This window comes from Mycobacterium sp. 94-17, assembly GCF_035617725.1.
GTDB lineage: Bacteria > Actinomycetota > Actinomycetes > Mycobacteriales > Mycobacteriaceae > Mycobacterium.
Genome location: NZ_JAPIYN010000029.1, coordinates 11,082 through 29,294, shown reverse-complemented (window position 1 = coordinate 29,294; position 18,213 = coordinate 11,082). Strand labels below are relative to the sequence as shown.

General features: G+C 68.6%; 14 protein-coding genes. 12 read left to right on the top strand and 2 right to left on the bottom strand.

Annotated elements, in window-relative coordinates:
* Window positions 1-33: 33 nt before the first annotated feature.
* Window positions 34-1,566 carry a class I adenylate-forming enzyme family protein gene (locus OQ789_RS24010; protein ID WP_324688683.1) on the top strand — a complete coding sequence of 511 codons (1,533 nt, stop codon included), beginning with the start codon at window positions 34-36 and terminating at the stop codon, window positions 1,564-1,566.
* Window positions 1,563-4,808 carry an acetyl-CoA carboxylase family protein gene (locus OQ789_RS24005; protein ID WP_324688682.1) on the top strand — a complete coding sequence of 1,082 codons (3,246 nt, stop codon included), beginning with the start codon at window positions 1,563-1,565 and terminating at the stop codon, window positions 4,806-4,808. The genes OQ789_RS24010 and OQ789_RS24005 overlap by 4 nt, the downstream gene beginning before the upstream one ends.
* Before the next feature lie 14 nt (window positions 4,809-4,822).
* Here the strand turns inward: OQ789_RS24005 and OQ789_RS24000 are convergent, their stop codons facing one another.
* Window positions 4,823-5,152, bottom strand: coding sequence for a PE-PGRS family protein (locus tag OQ789_RS24000; RefSeq protein ID WP_324688681.1), 330 nt, complete (start codon window positions 5,150-5,152; stop codon window positions 4,823-4,825).
* A 133-nt stretch (window positions 5,153-5,285) separates the two neighbouring features.
* Here OQ789_RS24000 and OQ789_RS23995 point away from each other — a divergent pair, with 133 nt between their 5' ends.
* From OQ789_RS23995 to OQ789_RS23985, 3 genes are read left to right on the top strand one after another with little or no spacing between them, the layout of a single operon-like run.
* The gene (locus OQ789_RS23995) at window positions 5,286-6,068 is read left to right on the top strand and encodes an SDR family oxidoreductase (RefSeq protein WP_324688680.1); all 783 of its coding nucleotides are present in this window, start codon (window positions 5,286-5,288) and stop codon (window positions 6,066-6,068) included.
* Window positions 6,065-7,255, top strand: a complete 1,191-nt coding sequence (locus OQ789_RS23990; RefSeq protein WP_324688679.1) for an acyl-CoA dehydrogenase family protein — start codon at window positions 6,065-6,067, stop codon at window positions 7,253-7,255. The genes OQ789_RS23995 and OQ789_RS23990 overlap by 4 nt, the downstream gene beginning before the upstream one ends.
* Window positions 7,252-8,352, top strand: a complete 1,101-nt coding sequence (locus OQ789_RS23985) for an acyl-CoA dehydrogenase family protein (RefSeq protein WP_324688678.1) — start codon at window positions 7,252-7,254, stop codon at window positions 8,350-8,352. Before OQ789_RS23990 ends, OQ789_RS23985 begins: the two co-directional genes overlap by 4 nt.
* A gap of 124 nt (window positions 8,353-8,476) precedes the next feature.
* On the opposite strand, the gene OQ789_RS23980 is transcribed toward OQ789_RS23985, so the two are convergent.
* Complete coding sequence (locus OQ789_RS23980) at window positions 8,477-9,226, bottom strand: dienelactone hydrolase family protein (protein ID WP_324688677.1); 750 nt, start codon at window positions 9,224-9,226, stop codon at window positions 8,477-8,479.
* Window positions 9,227-9,268: 42 nt separating this feature from the next.
* On the opposite strand from OQ789_RS23980, the gene OQ789_RS23975 reads away from it, so the two are divergent.
* The 7 genes from OQ789_RS23975 (at window position 9,269) to thyX (ending at window position 18,092) form a co-directional block, all read left to right on the top strand.
* Window positions 9,269-10,069 carry a thymidylate synthase gene (locus tag OQ789_RS23975; RefSeq protein WP_324688676.1) on the top strand — a complete coding sequence of 267 codons (801 nt, stop codon included), beginning with the start codon at window positions 9,269-9,271 and terminating at the stop codon, window positions 10,067-10,069.
* A gap of 61 nt (window positions 10,070-10,130) precedes the next feature.
* Window positions 10,131-10,664: a dihydrofolate reductase gene (locus OQ789_RS23970; RefSeq protein WP_324688675.1), complete on the top strand. Its 534-nt coding sequence runs from the start codon at window positions 10,131-10,133 to the stop codon at window positions 10,662-10,664.
* Window positions 10,665-10,732: 68 nt separating this feature from the next.
* Window positions 10,733-11,446: a DivIVA domain-containing protein gene (locus OQ789_RS23965; protein WP_324688674.1), complete on the top strand. Its 714-nt coding sequence runs from the start codon at window positions 10,733-10,735 to the stop codon at window positions 11,444-11,446.
* A gap of 17 nt (window positions 11,447-11,463) precedes the next feature.
* A complete protein-coding gene (locus tag OQ789_RS23960) occupies window positions 11,464-12,714 on the top strand; it encodes a winged helix-turn-helix domain-containing protein (RefSeq protein ID WP_420716193.1) in 1,251 nt (416 codons plus the stop codon).
* A 122-nt stretch (window positions 12,715-12,836) separates the two neighbouring features.
* On the top strand, window positions 12,837-16,058 hold the full coding sequence (locus OQ789_RS23955; RefSeq protein ID WP_324688672.1) for an ATP-binding protein: 3,222 nt from the start codon (window positions 12,837-12,839) through the stop codon (window positions 16,056-16,058).
* A 23-nt stretch (window positions 16,059-16,081) separates the two neighbouring features.
* Window positions 16,082-17,329 carry a glycosyltransferase gene (locus OQ789_RS23950; protein ID WP_324688671.1) on the top strand — a complete coding sequence of 416 codons (1,248 nt, stop codon included), beginning with the start codon at window positions 16,082-16,084 and terminating at the stop codon, window positions 17,327-17,329.
* A 10-nt stretch (window positions 17,330-17,339) separates the two neighbouring features.
* Entirely contained in the window at window positions 17,340-18,092 is a 753-nt protein-coding gene (gene thyX / locus OQ789_RS23945) for an FAD-dependent thymidylate synthase (protein WP_324688670.1), read from the top strand.
* Window positions 18,093-18,213: the final 121 nt, after the last annotated feature.

The following is an 18,213-nucleotide window of genomic DNA, read 5'->3' as shown; positions in this document are numbered from 1 at the left end:
TACCAGCCGCCGGACCGACGCGAAGGACGGGACATGACCCAGGTAACCGCCATCCCGCGTCACCACAACCCGTTCCCAGCGACCGGGGTGACCCGCGACTCCGACGGGATCCCGCACTATGACGCGCTGCCCGCCACCCTGCTGCACATGCTCGCCGAACAGCGCGACGCACGTCCGGACGCCGAAGCCCTGGTCGAATTGGGCGCCGGTCGGCTGACGTACCGCCAGCTCTGGGACCGGGCGGCGCGGGTGGCCGGTGGGCTGCGGGCCGGCGGCCTGCAGCCGGGCGGCTGCGTCGCGGTGCGTTACCCCGCCGGAATCGACTGGGCGCTGGCGTTCTGGGGCACCGTGATGGCCGGCGGCGTTGCGGTAGCGGTCAATACGCGATCGGCACAGCCCGAGGTCGACTTCGCGCTGGCCGACTCCGGCGCGGCAGTGGACCTGGCCGCCGACACCCCGCTGCCCGACGGCGCGCCGTACGTGACCGAACAACTCACCCCCACCGACGCGGCAGCGCTGTTCTACACCTCCGGCACCACCGGCCACCCCAAGGGCGTGCCGACCACCCACGAGGCGTTCCTGACCAACACCGAGAACGCGATCCGCTGCCTGCAACAGCCCAGGGATCTGGGGGAAGCGATGCGCACGCTCATCTCCGTTCCACTGTTTCACGTGACCGGCTGCAACACACAGCTTTTGGTGGCCACCCGGCTCGGGGGAGCCTCGGTCATCATGCCCGCGCTCAACCTGGACGCGCTGCTGTCCGCGCTCACCGCCGAGCGCGTCTCGGTCATGGTCACTGTCCCGGCCATCTACTCGTTGTTGTTGCGCCACAGCGGTTTCGCCTCATTGGATGTGTCCAACGTGCGGTGGGTGGGATACGGCGGGGCGCCGATCGCCCCGTCGCTGGTGCGGGCGGTGAAGGACGCGTTCGGCCACGCCACCGTGTTCAACGGTTACGGGATGACAGAGACGGCATCGCTGATGACGGTGCTGCCGGACGGCGAGGCCGTCGAACACGCCGACTCCGTCGGTTACGCGGTCCCGTCGGTGGACCTCGCGGTGATCCCGTTCGGGGACGACCCCGGCGTGGGGGAGTTGGTGGCGCGCGGCGCCAACGTGACCGCGGGCTACTGGAATCGGCCGGAGGCCACCGCCGCGACCTTCGCAGACGGCTGGGTGCACACCGGCGATGTGGTGCGCGTCGACGACGCGGGCCGGGTACACATCGTCGACCGGCTCAAGGACATCATCAACCGTGGGGGCGAGAACATCTCCAGCGTCGAGGTGGAGGCCGTGCTGCTGGCCGCGCCGCGCGTGGCGGACGCCTGCGTGCTCGGAGTTTCCGACGACGTCATGGGGGAGAAGGTGGGCGCGGTGCTGTACGGCGGTGACGACGAGATCGACGTGGCCGCGGTGCTCGAACACTGCCGCGGCCGGCTGGCCGACTTCAAGGTGCCGCAATATGTCACGGTGGTCGACAGCGCGCTGCCGCGCAACGCCGGTGGCAAGCTGCTCAAGGCCACACTCCGCGAGCAGGTCCATTGGGGCGAGCCGCTGCGATGAGCCTGCTGGTCGCCAATCGCGGCGAGATCGCGCTTCGAATCATCCGCACCGCAACCGAATTGGGTATGCGAACGATTGCGGTCTACGCCGAGGACGATGCGGACAGCCCGCATGTGCACGCGGCCGACGAGGCGATCGGCCTGCCGGGCAGCGGCCCGAAAGCCTATTTGGACCAGGCCGCCATGCTGGTGGCGGCGAAAAGCTCCGGGGCGACCCTCATCCACCCCGGCTACGGGTTCCTCAGCGAGAACGCCGGTTTTGCCGGCGCCTGCGCGGCCGGCGGCTACACGTTTGTGGGCCCCGACGCCACGGTTCTCGAACTGCTCGGCAACAAGACGGCCGCCCGCAACGCCGCGATCGCCGCCGGGGTGCCGGTACTGCCCGCGACCGAGGGGCCCAGCAGCGTCGAGGACGTCAAGGCATTCTTCGCCGGCCACGACCGCGGCATCATGATCAAGGCCCTCGCCGGCGGTGGAGGGCGCGGAATGCGCGCGGTGCACAGCGCCGATCAGATCGACGACGCCTACCGGCGCTGTGCCGCCGAAGCCGAGTCGGGCTTCGGCGACCCCGCGCTGTTCGCCGAGGCGCTGCTGACCGACGCCCGCCACATCGAGGTGCAGGTTGTCGCCGCGCCGGCCGGACACCAGACGCACGCCCACGCGGTCGGCGATCGCGACTGCAGCATTCAGCGTCGACACCAGAAACTGGTCGAAATCGCTCCCGCGCAAGGCCTTTCGAATGATCTGCGCCGAGCCATGCACCGCGCAGCGGTGCGGTTGTGCGCCCGGGTGGGGCTGCGCGGGCTGGCGACCGTCGAATTCCTGGTCACCGGCGAGGAATTCGTCTTCCTCGAGGTCAACCCGCGCATCCAGGTCGAACACACCGTCACCGAGGAAACCACTGGCCTTGACCTGGTGGCCGTCCAGCTGGCCATCGCCGGTGGCGCATCAATCTACCAGCTCCGTCTGGCGTCCGGAATCGCCTCCGACGGAATGGAAGTCATCGGCGAGCCGGCCGCGCGCCGCGGCATCGCGATTCAGCTCAGGGTCAACATGGAAACCTTCGGGCCCGACTTCGCCGTCGTGCCCTCGGCGGGAACGCTCACCGTGTTCGCCGCGCCCAGCGGCCCCGGCGTGCGCGTCGACACGTACGGCCGGTCGGGACTGATGATGAGTCCGCAGTACGATTCGCTGCTGGCCAAGCTCATCGTCTCCGTGCATGACTCATCCTCCGTGCACGGATCATCCTGGCGGGCGGCGGTGGGCAAGGCGCGCACCGCTTTGGCCGAGTTCAGCATCGAGGGCGTCGCCACCAACATCGGATTCCTGCGTGAGCTGCTGGCCGCCGACCGGATCGAATCAGGTTGGGTGGGCACGGGTTTCCTCGACGAGAAGCTTCCCGAATTGGCCCGAGCGGCGCTGTCTCACCGGCAGGAGCCGCGGCTGGCGGCGGTCGAACTCTATCCGGGAGAGGACGCGCTGCGCGCGCAGCTGGCCGGCACCGTGGTCGAGGTGGCGCCGGAGGGCGCCGACTACGCCGCGGGCAGCCAGCTGGTCGTCCTGGAAGCGATGAAGATGCAGCACGTACTGGTCGCGCCGGACGCGCTGCGGACCGTGCGGATCCTGGTGACGCCCGGGCAGGTGGTGGGGACCGGAGACCCACTGCTGGTGTTCACTCGCACGGCGGCGGCCGGTGACAGCGAGTCCGTCACGGCCGCAACTGATCTCGATCGGCAGCGGGACGATCTCGACGAGGTGGTGCACCGGCGTTTCCTGACCCTCGACGAGGGCCGGCGGGCCGCGGTGGACAAGCGGCACAGCCGAGGCCGTCGCACCGCGCGGGAGAACATCGCCGATCTCGTCGATCCCGGCAGCTTCGTCGAATACGGCGCGCTGGCCATCGCGGCGCAGCGCAGCCGCCGCTCGGAAGAGGACCTGATCGCCAACACCCCGGCCGACGGACTGATCGCCGGCCTGGCCACCATCGGCGCGGACCGTTTCGGGTCCGCGGCGCGGGCCGTCGTGGTGTCCTACGACTACACCGTGCTGGCCGGCACACAGGGCATGCGCAATCACGCCAAGACCGACCGCGTGTTCGACCTCGCCGCGCGAAAACGGTTGCCGGTGGTGCTGTTTGCCGAGGGCGGCGGGGGGAGGCCGGGGGACACTGACGTCGGCGGCGTCGCCGGTCTGGACGTCCCGACCTTCCGGATGCTGGCGGGACTGAGCGGGGACGTGCCGCTGGTGTCGATCGTCTCGGGCCGGTGTTTCGCCGGCAACGCGGCGCTGGCCGGGGTGTGCGACGTGATCATCGCGACGCCGGACGCCAACATCGGGATGGGCGGTCCGGCGATGATCGAGGGCGGCGGGCTGGGCGTTTATCCGCCCGAGGCGATCGGTCCGATCGGTGTACAGCGGCGCAACGGCGTGGTCGGCCTGGTCGCCCGTGACGAGGCGCACGCCGTCGCGCTGGCCAAGCGCTACCTGTCGTATTTTCAGGGCCCGGTGGGCGACTGGACCGCCCCCGATCCGCGGTTGGCCCGGCATGTGGTGCCGCAGAACCGGTTACGCTCCTACGACGTGCACCGGGCGATCGAGGCGATCGTCGACGTCGGATCGGTGCTGGAGCTCCGGGCGGACTACGGCGTGGGAATGGTCACCGCGCTGGTGCGCGTCGAGGGTGTGCCGTACGGATTGATCGCCAACAGCACCCATCACCTGGGTGGGGCGATCGACGCGGAGGCCGCCGACAAGGCCGGCGACTTCCTGGCCCTGTGCGAATCGTTCGGGCTGGCGGTGATCTCGCTGTGCGACACCCCGGGCTTCATGGTCGGGCCCGACGCGGAGGTTCAGGCGGCGGTGCGCCGCTTCGGCCGGATGTTCGTGCTGGGTGCGCGGCTGACGGTGCCACTGGGAATGATCATCCTGCGCAAGGGATATGGGCTCGGTGCGATGGCGATGGCCGGCGGTTCATTCCGCGCGCCGCAGTTCACCGTGGCCTGGCCGACCGGAGAGATCGGCGGGATGGGCCTGGAGGGCGCGGTGCGCCTGGGCTACAGCAAGGAACTGGCCGCCGCGGGCGATTCAGGGGGTCCGGCCGAACGGCAGAGCCTGTTCGATCGGCTGGTCGCCGCCGCCTACGAGCACGGCAAGGCGCTGCGGGCGGCCACCACGTTCGAGCTGGACGACGTCATAGACCCAGCAGCCTCCCGGGCCTGGATCACCAGGCTCTCGGGAGGCTGAGGGGTCTGGGGAGGTTATCCGTGTCCGGAACCGCAGCCGACACCGGGCAGACATCCGTTGCCGCCCGGCACGCCGCCGGGGCCGGCGAACTGCCCGCCGGAGCCACAGCCCACACCCGGGACGCAGCCCTGCCCGCCGGGTCCGCCGCCGGGACCGTTGAACTGGCCGCCGGAACCGCAGTTTCCGTTGGCGTCGCAGCCGCCGCCGCCCGGGTCATCCTTGAAGGTCACGTGCATGGGCGCCGGCGCGTTGGCGGCTGGTCCGGCGGCGTACACGTCAGCCGCTGCCACGGGCGCTGCGGCGATGGCCGCGGCGACAGCCCCGACGACAACCAGAGGTTTCACAAGTGTCAATTTCGATAACATTCGTGAGGCATACCACCTCAACAGCTGCCCAAAACATCGCGAATAAAATTCGTCAGCAAACGACCTCTGCGCCGCCGCACGGCGGCTCTCACCGCCACGGAAGGCCCGACACATGTCCTCACAAGATCTGACCGGCCGCACCGCGATCATCACCGGTGCGTCGCGCGGAATCGGCCTTTCGATCGCCCAAGAGCTGGCGGCAGCGGGGGCCAATGTGGTGCTCACCGCGAGGAAACAGGAGGCCGCGGACGAGGCCGCCGCCCAGGTGGGTGCCCACGCCCTGGGGGTGGGGGCCCACGCGGTCGACGAGGATGCCGCGCGGCGCTGCGTCGAGCTCACCCTGGAGCGCTTCGGCGGCGTCGACATCCTGATCAACAACGCCGGAACCAACCCGGCATACGGCCCGCTGATCGACCAGGATCACGCCCGCTTCACCAAGATCTTCGACGTCAACCTGTGGGCGCCGCTGCTGTGGACCTCACTCGTCGTCAAGTCGTGGATGGGTGAGCACGGCGGGGCGATCGTCAACACCGCCTCGATCGGCGGCATGCATCAATCGCCGGCGATGGGCATGTACAACGCCACCAAGGCGGCGCTGATCCACGTCACCAAGCAACTTGCGCTGGAACTCTCGCCGCGCATCAGGGTCAATGCCATCTGCCCGGGGGTGGTGCGCACGCGGCTCGCCGAGGCGCTCTGGAAGGACCACGAGGACCCGCTGGCGTCGTCGATCGCGCTCGGACGCATCGGGGAGCCGATCGACGTGGCCGCGGCAGTCGCCTTCCTGGTTTCCGACGCGGCGAGCTGGATCACCGGTGAGACCATGGTGATCGACGGTGGCCTGCTGCTGGGCGCCGCTCAGGGATTTCAGTCCGCACCGGGCGGCGGACGATGACCGCCGTCGACACCGCCGACCTGGACGCGCGGGTGCAGGCACTGCTCGACGAGCGCGACCCGGCGACCGACGAACCACGGGATTTTCTTGGCGCGCAATACGATGCCGGCCTGGCGTGGGTGCATCTGCCGCACGGTTTCGGCGGCCTGGACCTGCCGCGCACCGCCCAGGAACGAGTCGATGCCCGACTGGCCGCCGCCGGCGCGCCGGTGGGTGGAACCCCGAAGAATTACATCGGCATGGGCATGGCGGCGCCGACGATCGCGGCGTTCGGCACCGACGAGCAGAAGCGAAAGTTCCTGCGCCCGTTGTTCACCGGTGAGCAGATCTACTGCCAGCTGTTCAGCGAGCCCGGCGCCGGATCGGACCTCGCCGGGGTTGCCACGCGGGCGGTCCGCGACGGTGACGACTGGATTGTCAACGGGCAGAAGGTGTGGACGTCGCAGGCGCAGCATGCGCAGATGGCCATCCTCGTCGCGCGGACCGATCCGGCCGTGCCCAAACATCATGGCCTGACCTACTTCCTGTGCGACATGACGCAACCCGGTGTCGAGATCCGGCCGCTGCGCCAGATCACCGGCGAGGCCGAATTCAACGAGGTGTTCCTCACCGATGTCCGGATACCCGACGCCAACCGGCTCGGCCCTGAGGGCGGCGGCTGGCGCGTCGCCACCACCACGCTCAACAACGAGCGGGTCGCGATCGGCTTGCGCGCCGGGGCCCCGCGGGAAGGCGGCCACATCGGCAAGGTCACGGAGGCCTGGCGCGCCGACCCCGAGCTGCGCAACCCCTCGATGCACGACCAACTGATGCGGCTCTGGGTCGAAGCGGAGGTGCTCCGCCTGGCCGGCGAGCGACTGCGGCAACAGGCGGCCACCGGTCAGCCCGGGCCGGAGGGCGCCGGCATGAAGGTGGCGTTCGCCAAGCTGGCACAAGCGATTTCGGGTTTCGAGATAGAGCTGCACGGCGAAGCCGGGCTGCACTACGACGACTGGACCATGCGCAGGCCCGAGACGGTAGACCTGATCGGTCGAGGGCCCGGCTACCGCTATCTGCGGGCGCGCGGCAATTCGATCGAGGGCGGCACGTCGGAAATCCTGCGCAACACCATTTCCGAACGGATCCTCGGCCTGCCGGGTGAACATCGTGTCGACAAAGACGCCGCCTGGAAGGACCTGCCCCGATGAGCGCTCACGCCGGCGACCTGCTGTATTCCGACACCGAAGAGGCGTTGCGGGCCGGGGTCCGGCAGCTCTTCGCCGAGCGGTGCCCGGCCGAATCGGTGGCGCGCGCCTATGACGCTGAGCCACAAGATTTTTCGGATGTGTGGCACAAGCTGGCCGCGGAGCTGGGCGTGGCCGGCCTGCTGGTTCCGGAGTCGCTGGGCGGTGCCGGCGCGAGCGTCCGCGAGGCTGCGGTGGTGATGGAGGAGATCGGCAGGGCCGTCGCGCCCGTGCCGTTTCTGCCCAGCGCGGTGCTGGCCACGATCGCGCTGCTGCGAGCCGGTGACACCGACACGGTGTCCGCGCTGGCCCAGGGCGAACTGACGGCGGCGCTGGTGGTCCCGCTGGCGGGCGCGCCAGGCGACCCGGTGACCGGCGTCAGCGCGGGCGCCGACGGACTGAGCGGCTCGGTCACCGGCGTGGCGGGCGTCGACGCCGCCGATGTGCTGGTGGTCCCCGTCGCGGGGCGCGACGGGCTCGAGCTGCACACCGTTGCCGGCGACGCGGCGGGCGTGCAGATTTCCCCGCTGCTCGCGCTGGATATGACCAGACCCCTTGCCGCCGTATCATTTTCGGGGGCTCCGTCGTCTCGGATCGGGGCGGCCGACGAGCCGGTCGCCGAAGCCATCCGGACCGGAGCCGCCCTGCTGGCGTCCGAGCAACTCGGCATCGCCCAATGGTGCTTCGAGACCACTCTCGAGTACGTCAGGCAGCGCAGGCAATTCGGTCGCACCATCGGCTCCTACCAGGCGATCAAGCACCGGTTGGCGGATCTGTGGTTCGAGGTCGGCGCGGCGACGGCTGCGGCCCGCCATGCGGCCGACGCCTGTGCCAGGGGCGACGACGCGGACGCCGCGGCGGCCATCGCCCAGGCGTACTGCAGCGATGTCGCGGTGCACGCCGCCGAGGAGTGCGTGCAGTTGCACGGCGGCATCGGTATGACCTGGGAATATCCGGCCCACCTGTACCTCAAGCGGGCCAAGAGCGACCAGTTGGCGTTCGGCACCGGCTATCGTCAACGCGCCCGGCTGGCCGAACTGGTGGACCTGCCGGCGTTCTGACGCTCGCCCGCGGAGTGATGGCCGCCGACGGTAGAGTCTGCCGACCACACGCGGCAGGTGCGATCCGTGGCTGGCTGACCAGGACGACGGCACCGTGGTGGCCGCGACGCTGCTGATGACCGCGTTAACGCGGTAACGCCGACGCGAACACCTCCGTCATGGCCTCCCAGTGCCGTCCGGCGGCGGCGGCGTCGTAGGGGGCGTTGTCCGGGACCGCGAATCCGTGGCCGGCCGAATACCACTCGATGGTGTGCTCGACCCCGGCCGCCGTCAGCGCTTTGCCGAGCTGTTCGGCGTGGTCGGCGGTGAACGACGCGTCGTTCTCGGCGCCGCCGACGTACACCGTGGCGCTCATCCGGTCGGCAAGCAGATGCGGGCTGTCGTCGGTGTCGGTGACCAGGCCGCCGCCGTGGAAGGACGCCGCGGCGGCGACGCGGTGTGGCAGCCGCCCGGCCACGATGAGCGAGGACCGACCGCCCATGCAGTAGCCGCACACCCCGAATCGGTCGCCGGCGACCTCGGGGCGGGCGGCCAGATAGTCGAAGAAGGCGGCCGCGTCGGCGGTCGTCCGCTCCGGGGTGACGCTGCCGATCATCGAGAACAGGCGGTCGCGCTCCTTCTTGTCGCTGAAGACGCTCGCCATGTCGAAAGGCGCCCAGTCCCCGCTGCGGTAGTAGACATCCGGAAGCAGCACGGCGTAACCGAACCCGGCCAGCTTGGCGGCCATCTGCTCGAACGTGTCGCGCACGCCGCCGGCGTCGGGATACATGACGACCCCCGGCCACGGGACTTGCGATTCGGGGCCGTCGGGGGTGAACAGATGGACCGTGCAGCTGCCGTCGGGTGTAGTGACGACGTCGATGATGTTCGGCATGGCACCCGTTCTACTCCGCGTGCCTAGAGGTATTCTCCCCGCGTGCCGATCCCCACCCCCTACGAGGACTTGCTTCGCCTGGTGCTCGAAGAGGGAACGGCCAAGTCCGACCGCACCGGTACCGGGACCCGCAGCCTGTTCGGGCAGCAGCTGCGCTACGACCTGTCGGCCGGCTTCCCGCTGCTCACCACCAAGAAGGTGCACCTCAAGTCCGTGGTCTACGAGTTGCTGTGGTTCTTGCGCGGCGACTCCAACGTCGCCTGGCTGCACGAGCACGGAGTCACCATTTGGGACGAATGGGCAAGCGACACAGGCGATCTCGGTCCCATCTACGGCGTGCAGTGGCGGTCCTGGCCGACCCCGACGGGCGAGCACGTCGACCAGATCAGCGCGGCCCTGGACCTGCTGCGCAGCGACCCGAACTCGCGGCGCATCATCGTGTCCGCCTGGAACGTCGGCGAAATCCCCGCGATGGCGCTGCCTCCGTGTCACGCGTTCTTCCAGTTCTACGTGGCCGACGGGCGGCTGAGCTGCCAGCTCTACCAGCGCAGCGCCGACCTGTTCCTGGGGGTGCCGTTCAACATCGCCAGCTATGCGCTGCTCACGCACATGATGGCGGCCCAGTCCGGCCTGGCCGTCGGCGAGTTCGTGTGGACCGGCGGGGACTGCCACATCTACGACAACCATCTCGAACAGGTGCGGCTGCAGCTCAGCCGTGATCCCAGGCCATACCCGAAACTCGTTCTGGCCAAAAGGGATTCGATCTTCGACTACATCTATGACGACGTCGTCGTAGAAAACTACGACCCACATCCGGCGATCAAAGCCCCAGTCGCTGTATGAGGCGCGCCGGCGACGCGGCCGTCGCGCGCGGTTGGCAAGCCGGGATCAAGGAGTTGCCGGTATGAACGAGGTCGGACTGGTGTGGGCGCAGTCGACCTCCGGCGTCATCGGGCGCGGTGGCGGCATCCCCTGGAACGTGCCGGAAGACCTGACCCGGTTCAAAGAGGTGACCCTGGGGCACCCGGTGGTGATGGGCCGTCGAACGTGGGATTCGCTGCCGGCGAAGGTGCGCCCCCTGCCGGGCAGGCGCAATGTCGTGCTGTCTCGCGACGCCGGCTTCGTCGCCGACGGGGCGCAGGTGGCAGCGACCCTGGACGATGCCCTCGCCCTCGGCGGGGGCGGCCCGCAGACGTGGGTCATCGGCGGTGCGCAGATTTATTTGCTGGCGCTGAAGTACGCCACCCGCTGCGAGGTAACCGAGATCGACATCGATTTGCGACGCGATGACGACGACGCGCTGGCGCCGGCGCTGGACGACACGTGGGTGGGTGAAACGGGGGAGTGGCAGGCCAGCCGCTCGGGACTGCGGTATCGCTTTCACAGCTATCGTCGATCGCTTGCGCACCCGTTCGCGGATGTTCGCGTTCGGGCCTGACCTGACATACTCGTACGGGTCAACCAGGCATCGCACAGCAGGCAATCGCACAGAAGGGGGAATTGGCAGTGAACATCGAACCCGCGAAGACGTTTTCTCGAAAATTCATGGGCTACGACGGCGCCGCGGTTGACGCCTACATCGAGATGCTGACCACCAAGCAACAGCTATTGCTCGACGATGTCGCGAGCCTACGGGCCCGGCTGCAGGAATCCGGCGACCAAACCGCCGCGCTGCGCCAGGAAGTGGCGGCGCTGACGGACACTTCGCCGTCGCCGCACGCGGTGCAGCAGCGGTTGGCGAAGATGCTGAGCCGCGCGGTCGACGAGGTCGCCGAGATGCAGGCCGAGGCCCGGGCCGAAGCGGATGGGCTGATCGCCGACGCCGAGGCCGAGGCGCAAGCCGCCGAGCAAAAGCGCGACGAGGTGCTCGCCGACATGGCCGCGCAGCAAAAGGCGCTGGAAGCCGAGTACGACGAGACCAGGGAAAGGCTCGACGCCGAATTGGCCGACCTGCGCGCGGAGACTCAGGCGGCCATCGACGAGGCGCGCCGAGACGCCGAGCGCGAATGTGAGCAGCTGCTGGGCGACGCGAAACAGGGTGCCGATCACTATCGGGAGCGGGCCCAGCGCGCGGTGGAGGAGTTGACGGCGCAGCGCATCAAGATCCTCGAGCAACTGACGGGCGTACACCGCGACCTCGGCCAGGTCCCCAAGGCCCTCGAGGCCGCCTACGAGGAACTCAACGATTCCTCCGACGAGGGCGTGCTGCGGGCGGGCTGAGAACGCGCCCGCCAACGGTGTCGGGGCGGCGCGGTATCGTCGGCGCCGTGTCGACCCGCAGGCTATCGGCCGCCCAAGCCCGGCGGATAGCCGTTGCGGCCCAAGGATTCAGCGACCCCCGGCCCGGGGGCGAGGTCAGCCGTGCTCACCTCAAGCGGCTCATCTCCAAGATTCAAGTGCTGCAACTGGATTCGGTCTCGGTGGCGGTGCGGGCGCACTACGCCCCGGTGTTCAGCCGGCTCGGCCCCTACGACCGCGACGTGCTCGACCGTGCCGCCTGGGGCCCGCGGTCGTCGCGGCTGCTGGCGGAGTACTGGGCGCACGAGGCCGCGCTGATGGCCGTCGAGGACTGGCCTCTGTTGCGCTGGCGGATGCGCCAGTACCGGCACGGTCGGTGGGGCACCCACATCGTCAAGGCCAACCCGCGGCTGGCCGACGAGATCGTCGCAGCCATCGCCGAACTCGGGCCCAGCACCGCCGGCCAGATCGAAGCGCACCTGGCCGCCGGACCCCGCCGCAAAAAGGGCACCTGGTGGACGCGCAGCGACACCAAGTGGGTGGCCGAGGCGCTGTTTTCCGCCGGGGTGCTCACCACCGCCACCCGGGTGGGCTTCGCCCGCCATTACGACCTGGTGGAGCGGGTGCTGCCGGCCGGTGTGCTGGCCCGTGAGGTCGACGACGACGAGGCGATCCGCGAACTGACATTGCGGGCCGCCTCCGCGCTGGGCGTGGGCACCGAAGCCGACCTCCGCGACTACTTCCGGCTGTCGGCGCAGCAGGTCAAGCCGGCGATCGCCGCGTTGGTGGCCGCCGGTGACATCGAGCCGGTCGACGTCGACGGCTGGTCCGCGCCGGCCTACCTGCGGGCGGGCCGCGCGGTGCCCCGCGCCGACCGCGGCACCGCGCTGCTGTGCCCGTTCGACCCGCTCATCTTCTTCCGGCCGCGCGTCGAGCGACTATTCGAATTCCATTACCGCATCGAGATCTACACCCCGGCCGCCAAGCGGCAGTACGGCTACTATGTGTGGCCGCTGCTGATGGACGGGCGGCTGGTGGCCCGCGTCGACCTCAAGGCCGATCGGGCCGCCAACTCGCTGCGGGTGCTCGGCGCGTTCGGCGAGCCCGATGCGCCCCAGCCCCGCGTCGCCGCCGCGCTGGCCGGCGAGCTGGAGTCCATGGCGTCGTGGCTGGGCCTGGGCGGATTCAGCGTGGCCGGGCGCGGTGACCTGTCCGGCGCGCTGCGCGCTGCTGCCAAGCGGGCCGGATAGTGCCGGCCACACTGGGGAACTAGCCGGAATTCCGTGCCCGCCCGCCCCGGGGTGGCGGACACAAGTGCATTCGCGTTTGCTCGTTCGCCAGTTTCGGGTCACATCACCCAGGCTCATCCGCCATGATGAGGGACATCGAGGGCGCAAGCGAAGTCAGCGGGATGGCCGGTCCGGTCAACGAGGCCACGGGTCGGTGTGGGTCGTGCGGGAACGATCTGCGCGCGAGGGCGCGGTTCTGTGACGCGTGCGGGACCCCAGTCTCACCCACACCGAGGTCAGCCGAACACAAACAAGTGACCGTCCTGTTCGCCGACGTCGTCGGTTCGATGAAGCTCGCCGCGACGCTGGACGGGGAGCGGCTCCGTGAGCTCATGAATGAGTTGTTCAACCGCGCGGCGGCGGTGGTGCAGCGCTATCAGGGAACGGTCGACAAGTTCACCGGCGACGGCTTGATGGCGTTGTTCGGTGCTCCGGTCGCGCTGGAAGACCATGCGCTGCGGGCCTGTATCGCCGCGCTGGAAATCCAGTCCGTCGCTAACGATCTTGCGACCGAGGTGCGTCGCCGCGACGGCATTGACCTGCACCTTCGCATTGGCCTGAACTCTGGTGAAGTAATCGCCGGTGAAATCGGCTCGGGCCCAGGTAGATACACCGTCGTGGGTCACCCGGTCGGCATGGCGCAGCGCATGGAGGCGGCCGCCCCAGCGGGTGGAGTCTTGTGCTCACAGTCCACGGCTCGCCTCGTCGAGTACGCCACTCGCCTTGGGTCCGTCGAAGAGATTCACGTCAAAGGCGCCGCAGCGCCAGTCCCCGGACAGCGGCTCCTTGCGGTGGAAACCGAGCGAATGGTGTTGGGCCGCAACGAAGGCCTCATGCTGGGCCGCGATGCCGAGCTGAGTCAGTTGCTGGAGGCAGTCGACACCCCGACGGCGGGCGTGGTCGGGGTTGTCGGTGCCCCGGGGCTGGGGAAGAGTCGCCTGATTGCTGAGTTCACGGCTGTCGCCGCGAACCAGGGCGCCGATATCGTCGTCGCCCGCTGCGAGGCTCACACCAGCATGCTCGCGTTCGGCGCGTTGTCGCGATTGCTGCGTGCCATGTTCATGGTGGCGGGGCTCGGTGGTGCCGAGGCGCGCCGACACACGTCGGCCCAATGCACGGGAGTCTTGACGCCGCACTCAGCCGACGAGCAGATCCTGTTCGAGGCCATGGGCATCGCCGACACTGATGCACCGCCACTGATGGTCAGCGTCGACGGCCGACGCCGCCGGCTGGCCGGGTCGATGGCGCGGGCCGTCCGCGCCCAGCCGGGCAGGAACGTCTTCATACTCGAGGACGCGCACTGGATCGATGAGCCCAGCGACGATGTGTTGGCAGACTTCGCCGACGGACTCAGAGGGACCTCATCGACGTTGGTCATCACCTATCGGCCGGAGTTTCACGGTGCGCTGCAACAGCATTCGGATCGAACGATCCCATTGCGACCATTGACCGATTCGACGGCGCTAAGCGTGGTCAACCAACTGCTGGGGGACAACCCGTCGGTGACGGGTCTGGCCGAGAAGGTCACGATTGCCGCGGCGGGTAACCCGTTTTTCATCGAGGAGATCGTCCGGGACCTGGTAGGCCGCAACGAGCTCGCCGGAAGTCGTGGTGGCTACTGCCTGATCGGCGATGTCGACACCCTCGCCGTTCCTCCCACGGTGCAAGCGGTGCTCTCCGCGCGCATCGATCGACTGCCCCTCGAAGCGAAGTCGGCCCTGAATGCGGCCGCGGTCATCGGTAACCATTTCGACGCCGACACGCTGCATGCCTTATTACCCGGCAGCCTGTCTGCGCGGCTGGCCGAATTGCTGGCGGCCGAACTGATCGACCAGACGGAATTCCTTCCGCAAGAACGTTATTGCTTCCGACACCCGTTGGTGCGGACGGTTGCGTACGAATCCCAACTGACCGCAGCTCGCGCACAGGCACACCGAAGACTTGCCGCGGCCATCGAGAAGCGAGACCCCGCCTGCGCCGACGAGAATGCCGCGCTTATTGCCACGCACCTAGAGGCGGCCGGCGAACTGGCACAGGCCTTCAGCTGGCACATGCGTGCCGCGGAATGGCTCCGGTCTCGCGACCTTGCGGCCGCACGCGCGCAATGGGAAGGTGCCCAGCGCATCGCCGACCGCCTCCCCGACGACCACGACGGCGTCGTCGCCGCGCGAGTCGCGCCACGGACGATGCTGGTGTCGACAACGTTCTTCGCCGGCGACAGTGTCGATACCGATGAGCGCTACCGCCAGTTTCGTGACTTGGCCTTGGCAAGCGGTGACCTGACGTCCTTCGCGGTCGGAACGGCCGGGCGCATCTGGTCGCTGAGCGTCAACGACAGCCGCCTCCCCGAGGCCGCGGCGCTGGCATTGGAGGTCGAAAACGTCGTCTCCGAAGTTCAATGTGACGCAACGACCATGCGCATCATCCTCGTTTCACTGGCCTACGCGCGGTTCGTCAGCTGTGACTTCGATGCTGCGCTACAGATGATTGCGTCGATAGTGGGGCTGCCACAAGACGAACCGGTAGTCGAACTGTCGGTTGCCAACACCCTTCGTGGCGTGATGGAACTCTGCTCCGGCGAGAACGAGCAGGGGCACCGACATCTGCGGGTCGGAATAGATCTGGCGCGTGGCCTTACCCCCGTCAGCTATGCAGCAAGCTTGTCCTACTGGGTCACCATGCTGGCCGCCGTCGGGATGTATCGCGCTGATGAGCTACTGAGCGAGATGCGCACTGCGCTGCGGCGCGCCGAGGCGTTCGGCGACATCTTCGGCATCATCGCCGCGCAGTGGGCCTACGGCAGTGCGCTTCTGCGCGCGAGCAGCGCGTCGCACGATGAGGCGATCGCGGTTCTTCAAGACGCCCGAGCGAAAATCCTCAAGCACCGGATGTGGATCCTGGCCTTGACGACCATTGACCCCGATCTGGCGCTCGACGCCACGCGCAAGGGCCGACGCGATGAAGCGATTTCTGATCTGCACGAATCAGTTTCGCGTCAGTTGACCGGTGGCTCTCGGGTGTTCGTGGGTTGCGCCACCGAGGCGCTGATCGAGCTTCTGGTTGCTCGTGGTACATCCGACGATCTGGCCGAGGCACACCGAATCCTCGACGATTGGCAGGCGCACCGGCCCGGCATTCCCGCGCTGGATCTGTGGTGGCTGAAGTCGCGTGCGCTGTTGACCAAGGCGGAGGGCGACTTCGGTGGTTACACCGAGCTGGCGAAGCAATACCTCTCGGAGTGCGAGGGACTGAACGCGCTCGGCCGCATCGCCGAAGCTCGCCAAATGGTCGGCACGCTGACGTGAGCAAACTCGATAAGGTGTGACAGATGGCGAAGATACTGGCCTACACCTCGCCTGCACTCGGCCACTTGCTGCCGATCAGCGCGCTGCTGACGGAGCTGTCGTCCCGGGGTCACGAAATACACGTGCGCACGCTCGCCGACGGTGTGCCGACAGCCGCGGCGCTCGGTTTCCGCGCGCACGCGATCGATCCACGGATCGAGGAGATCGAGCTCGACGACTGGAAGGCGACCAACCCTCGTGCCGCGCTTCAGCGCACCGTCGCAGTGTTCGGTAGGCGCGCTCCCGCCGAAGTGGCCGATCTCGCCGGCGCTTTGGCGCGGGTCCGTCCCGATGTGTTGCTGGTGGATGTGAATTGCTGGGGCGCGCAGTCGGCGGCCGAAGCCGGCGACATCCCCTGGGTGTGCTTTTCGCCGTACACACCGGCTTTGCGGTCGTCCGGGGTGCCGCCGTTCGGGCTTGGGCTCAGACCGCTACCGGGTGCGTTGGGCCGCGTGCGCGATGCCGCCGTACGGGCAGTCGTGACGAGGTCGGTGGAGGGCGTAATGCTGCCGGGGGTCAATGCGATTCGCGAAGACGTCGGTGTGCCGAAGGTCCGGTCTGTGGACGAGTTCTTAAGGCGGGCGCCCCTGATATTGGTCGCCAGCGGCAAGCCTTTTCAATACCCCGGCACCGACTGGGGCGACGCGGTGCAGATGATCGGACCCTGCGTGCTCGATCCGGTGTTGGACACTGCCGCGGATTGGCTGTCTTCGATCGAGCGGCCAATCGTGCTCGTCACGACGTCGTCGGAGAAACAAGGTGATGCCAAGCTGGCGCTGACTGCGATGGCCGCTTTGGCGGATGACGCGGTTCATGTGGTCGCCACACTGCGGGAGGGGCAACCGGAGCAAATTTCGGCACCACCCAATGCGACCGTATGTCAGTTCGTCCCGCACGGTCCGGTGCTGGACCGTGCGGTTTGCGTGGTGACGCATGGCGGTATGGGCGCGACCCAGAAAGCGCTCGCTCGAGGCATACCGGTATGTGTCGTGCCATTCGGACGCGATCAATTCGAAGTCGCACGGCGCGTCGAGTCGGCCGGGTGCGGTACCCGCCTGCCCGGCAAGAAACTGTCAGCGTCCCGGCTTCGGGCGAAAGTGCGAGAAGCGATGACGATGACCGAGGGTGCGGCGCGGGTGGCCGAGGGGTTCGCCGCGACCGATGGGACGGCCCGCGGCGCTGACCTCGTGGAGCAACAGCTGCGCAATGCCGGCGCCGGTCCCGCCCGCTAAGGTGAGCGCCGTGGCCGAGATCGCGCCGCTGCGCGTGCAACTGATCGCCAAGACCGACTTCGTGGCGCCCCCGGACGTGCCGTGGAGCACCAACGCCGGCGGCGGCCCCGCGCTGGTCGAGTTCGCGGGCCGGGCCTGCTACCAAAGCTGGTCCAAACCCAATCCCAAGACCGCGACCAACGCCGGCTACATCAAGCACATCATCGACGTCGGCCACCTTTCCGTCCTCGAGCACGCGAGCGTGTCGTTCTACATCACCGGCATCTCGCGATCGTGCACCCACGAGCTGATCCGGCATCGGCACTTCTCGTATTCGCAGTTGTCGCAGCGCTACGTCCCCGAGAGGGACTCACGCGTCGTCGTGCCGCCGGGCATGGAAGACGATCCGGAGCTGCAGCAGATCCTGACCGCGGGCGCCGACGCAGGCCGCGCCGCCTACACCGAGTTGCTTGCCAAGCTGGAAGCGAAGTTCTCCGATCAGCCGAACGCCATTCTGCGCCGCAAACAGGCCCGCCAGGCCGCCCGCGCAGTGCTGCCCAACGCGACCGAAACCCGCATCGTGGTCACCGGCAATTACCGGGCGTGGCGCCACTTCATCGCCATGCGCGCCAGCGAGCACGCCGATGTGGAGATCCGGCGGCTCGCCATCGAATGCCTGCGCCAGCTGGCGGGCGTGGCACCCGCGGTGTTCGCCGATTTCGAGATCTCCGCCCTGGCCGACGGCACGGAGGTGGCGACCAGCCCGCTCGCCACCGAGTCCTGAGCCGGCGTGCGCCGGGGAAGGCGCAGGTGGCGAATTGGGCAGGTCCACCGAGTCCTGAGCCGGCGTGCGCCGGGGAAGGCGCAGGTGGCGAATTGGGCAGGTCCACCGAGTCCTGAGCCGG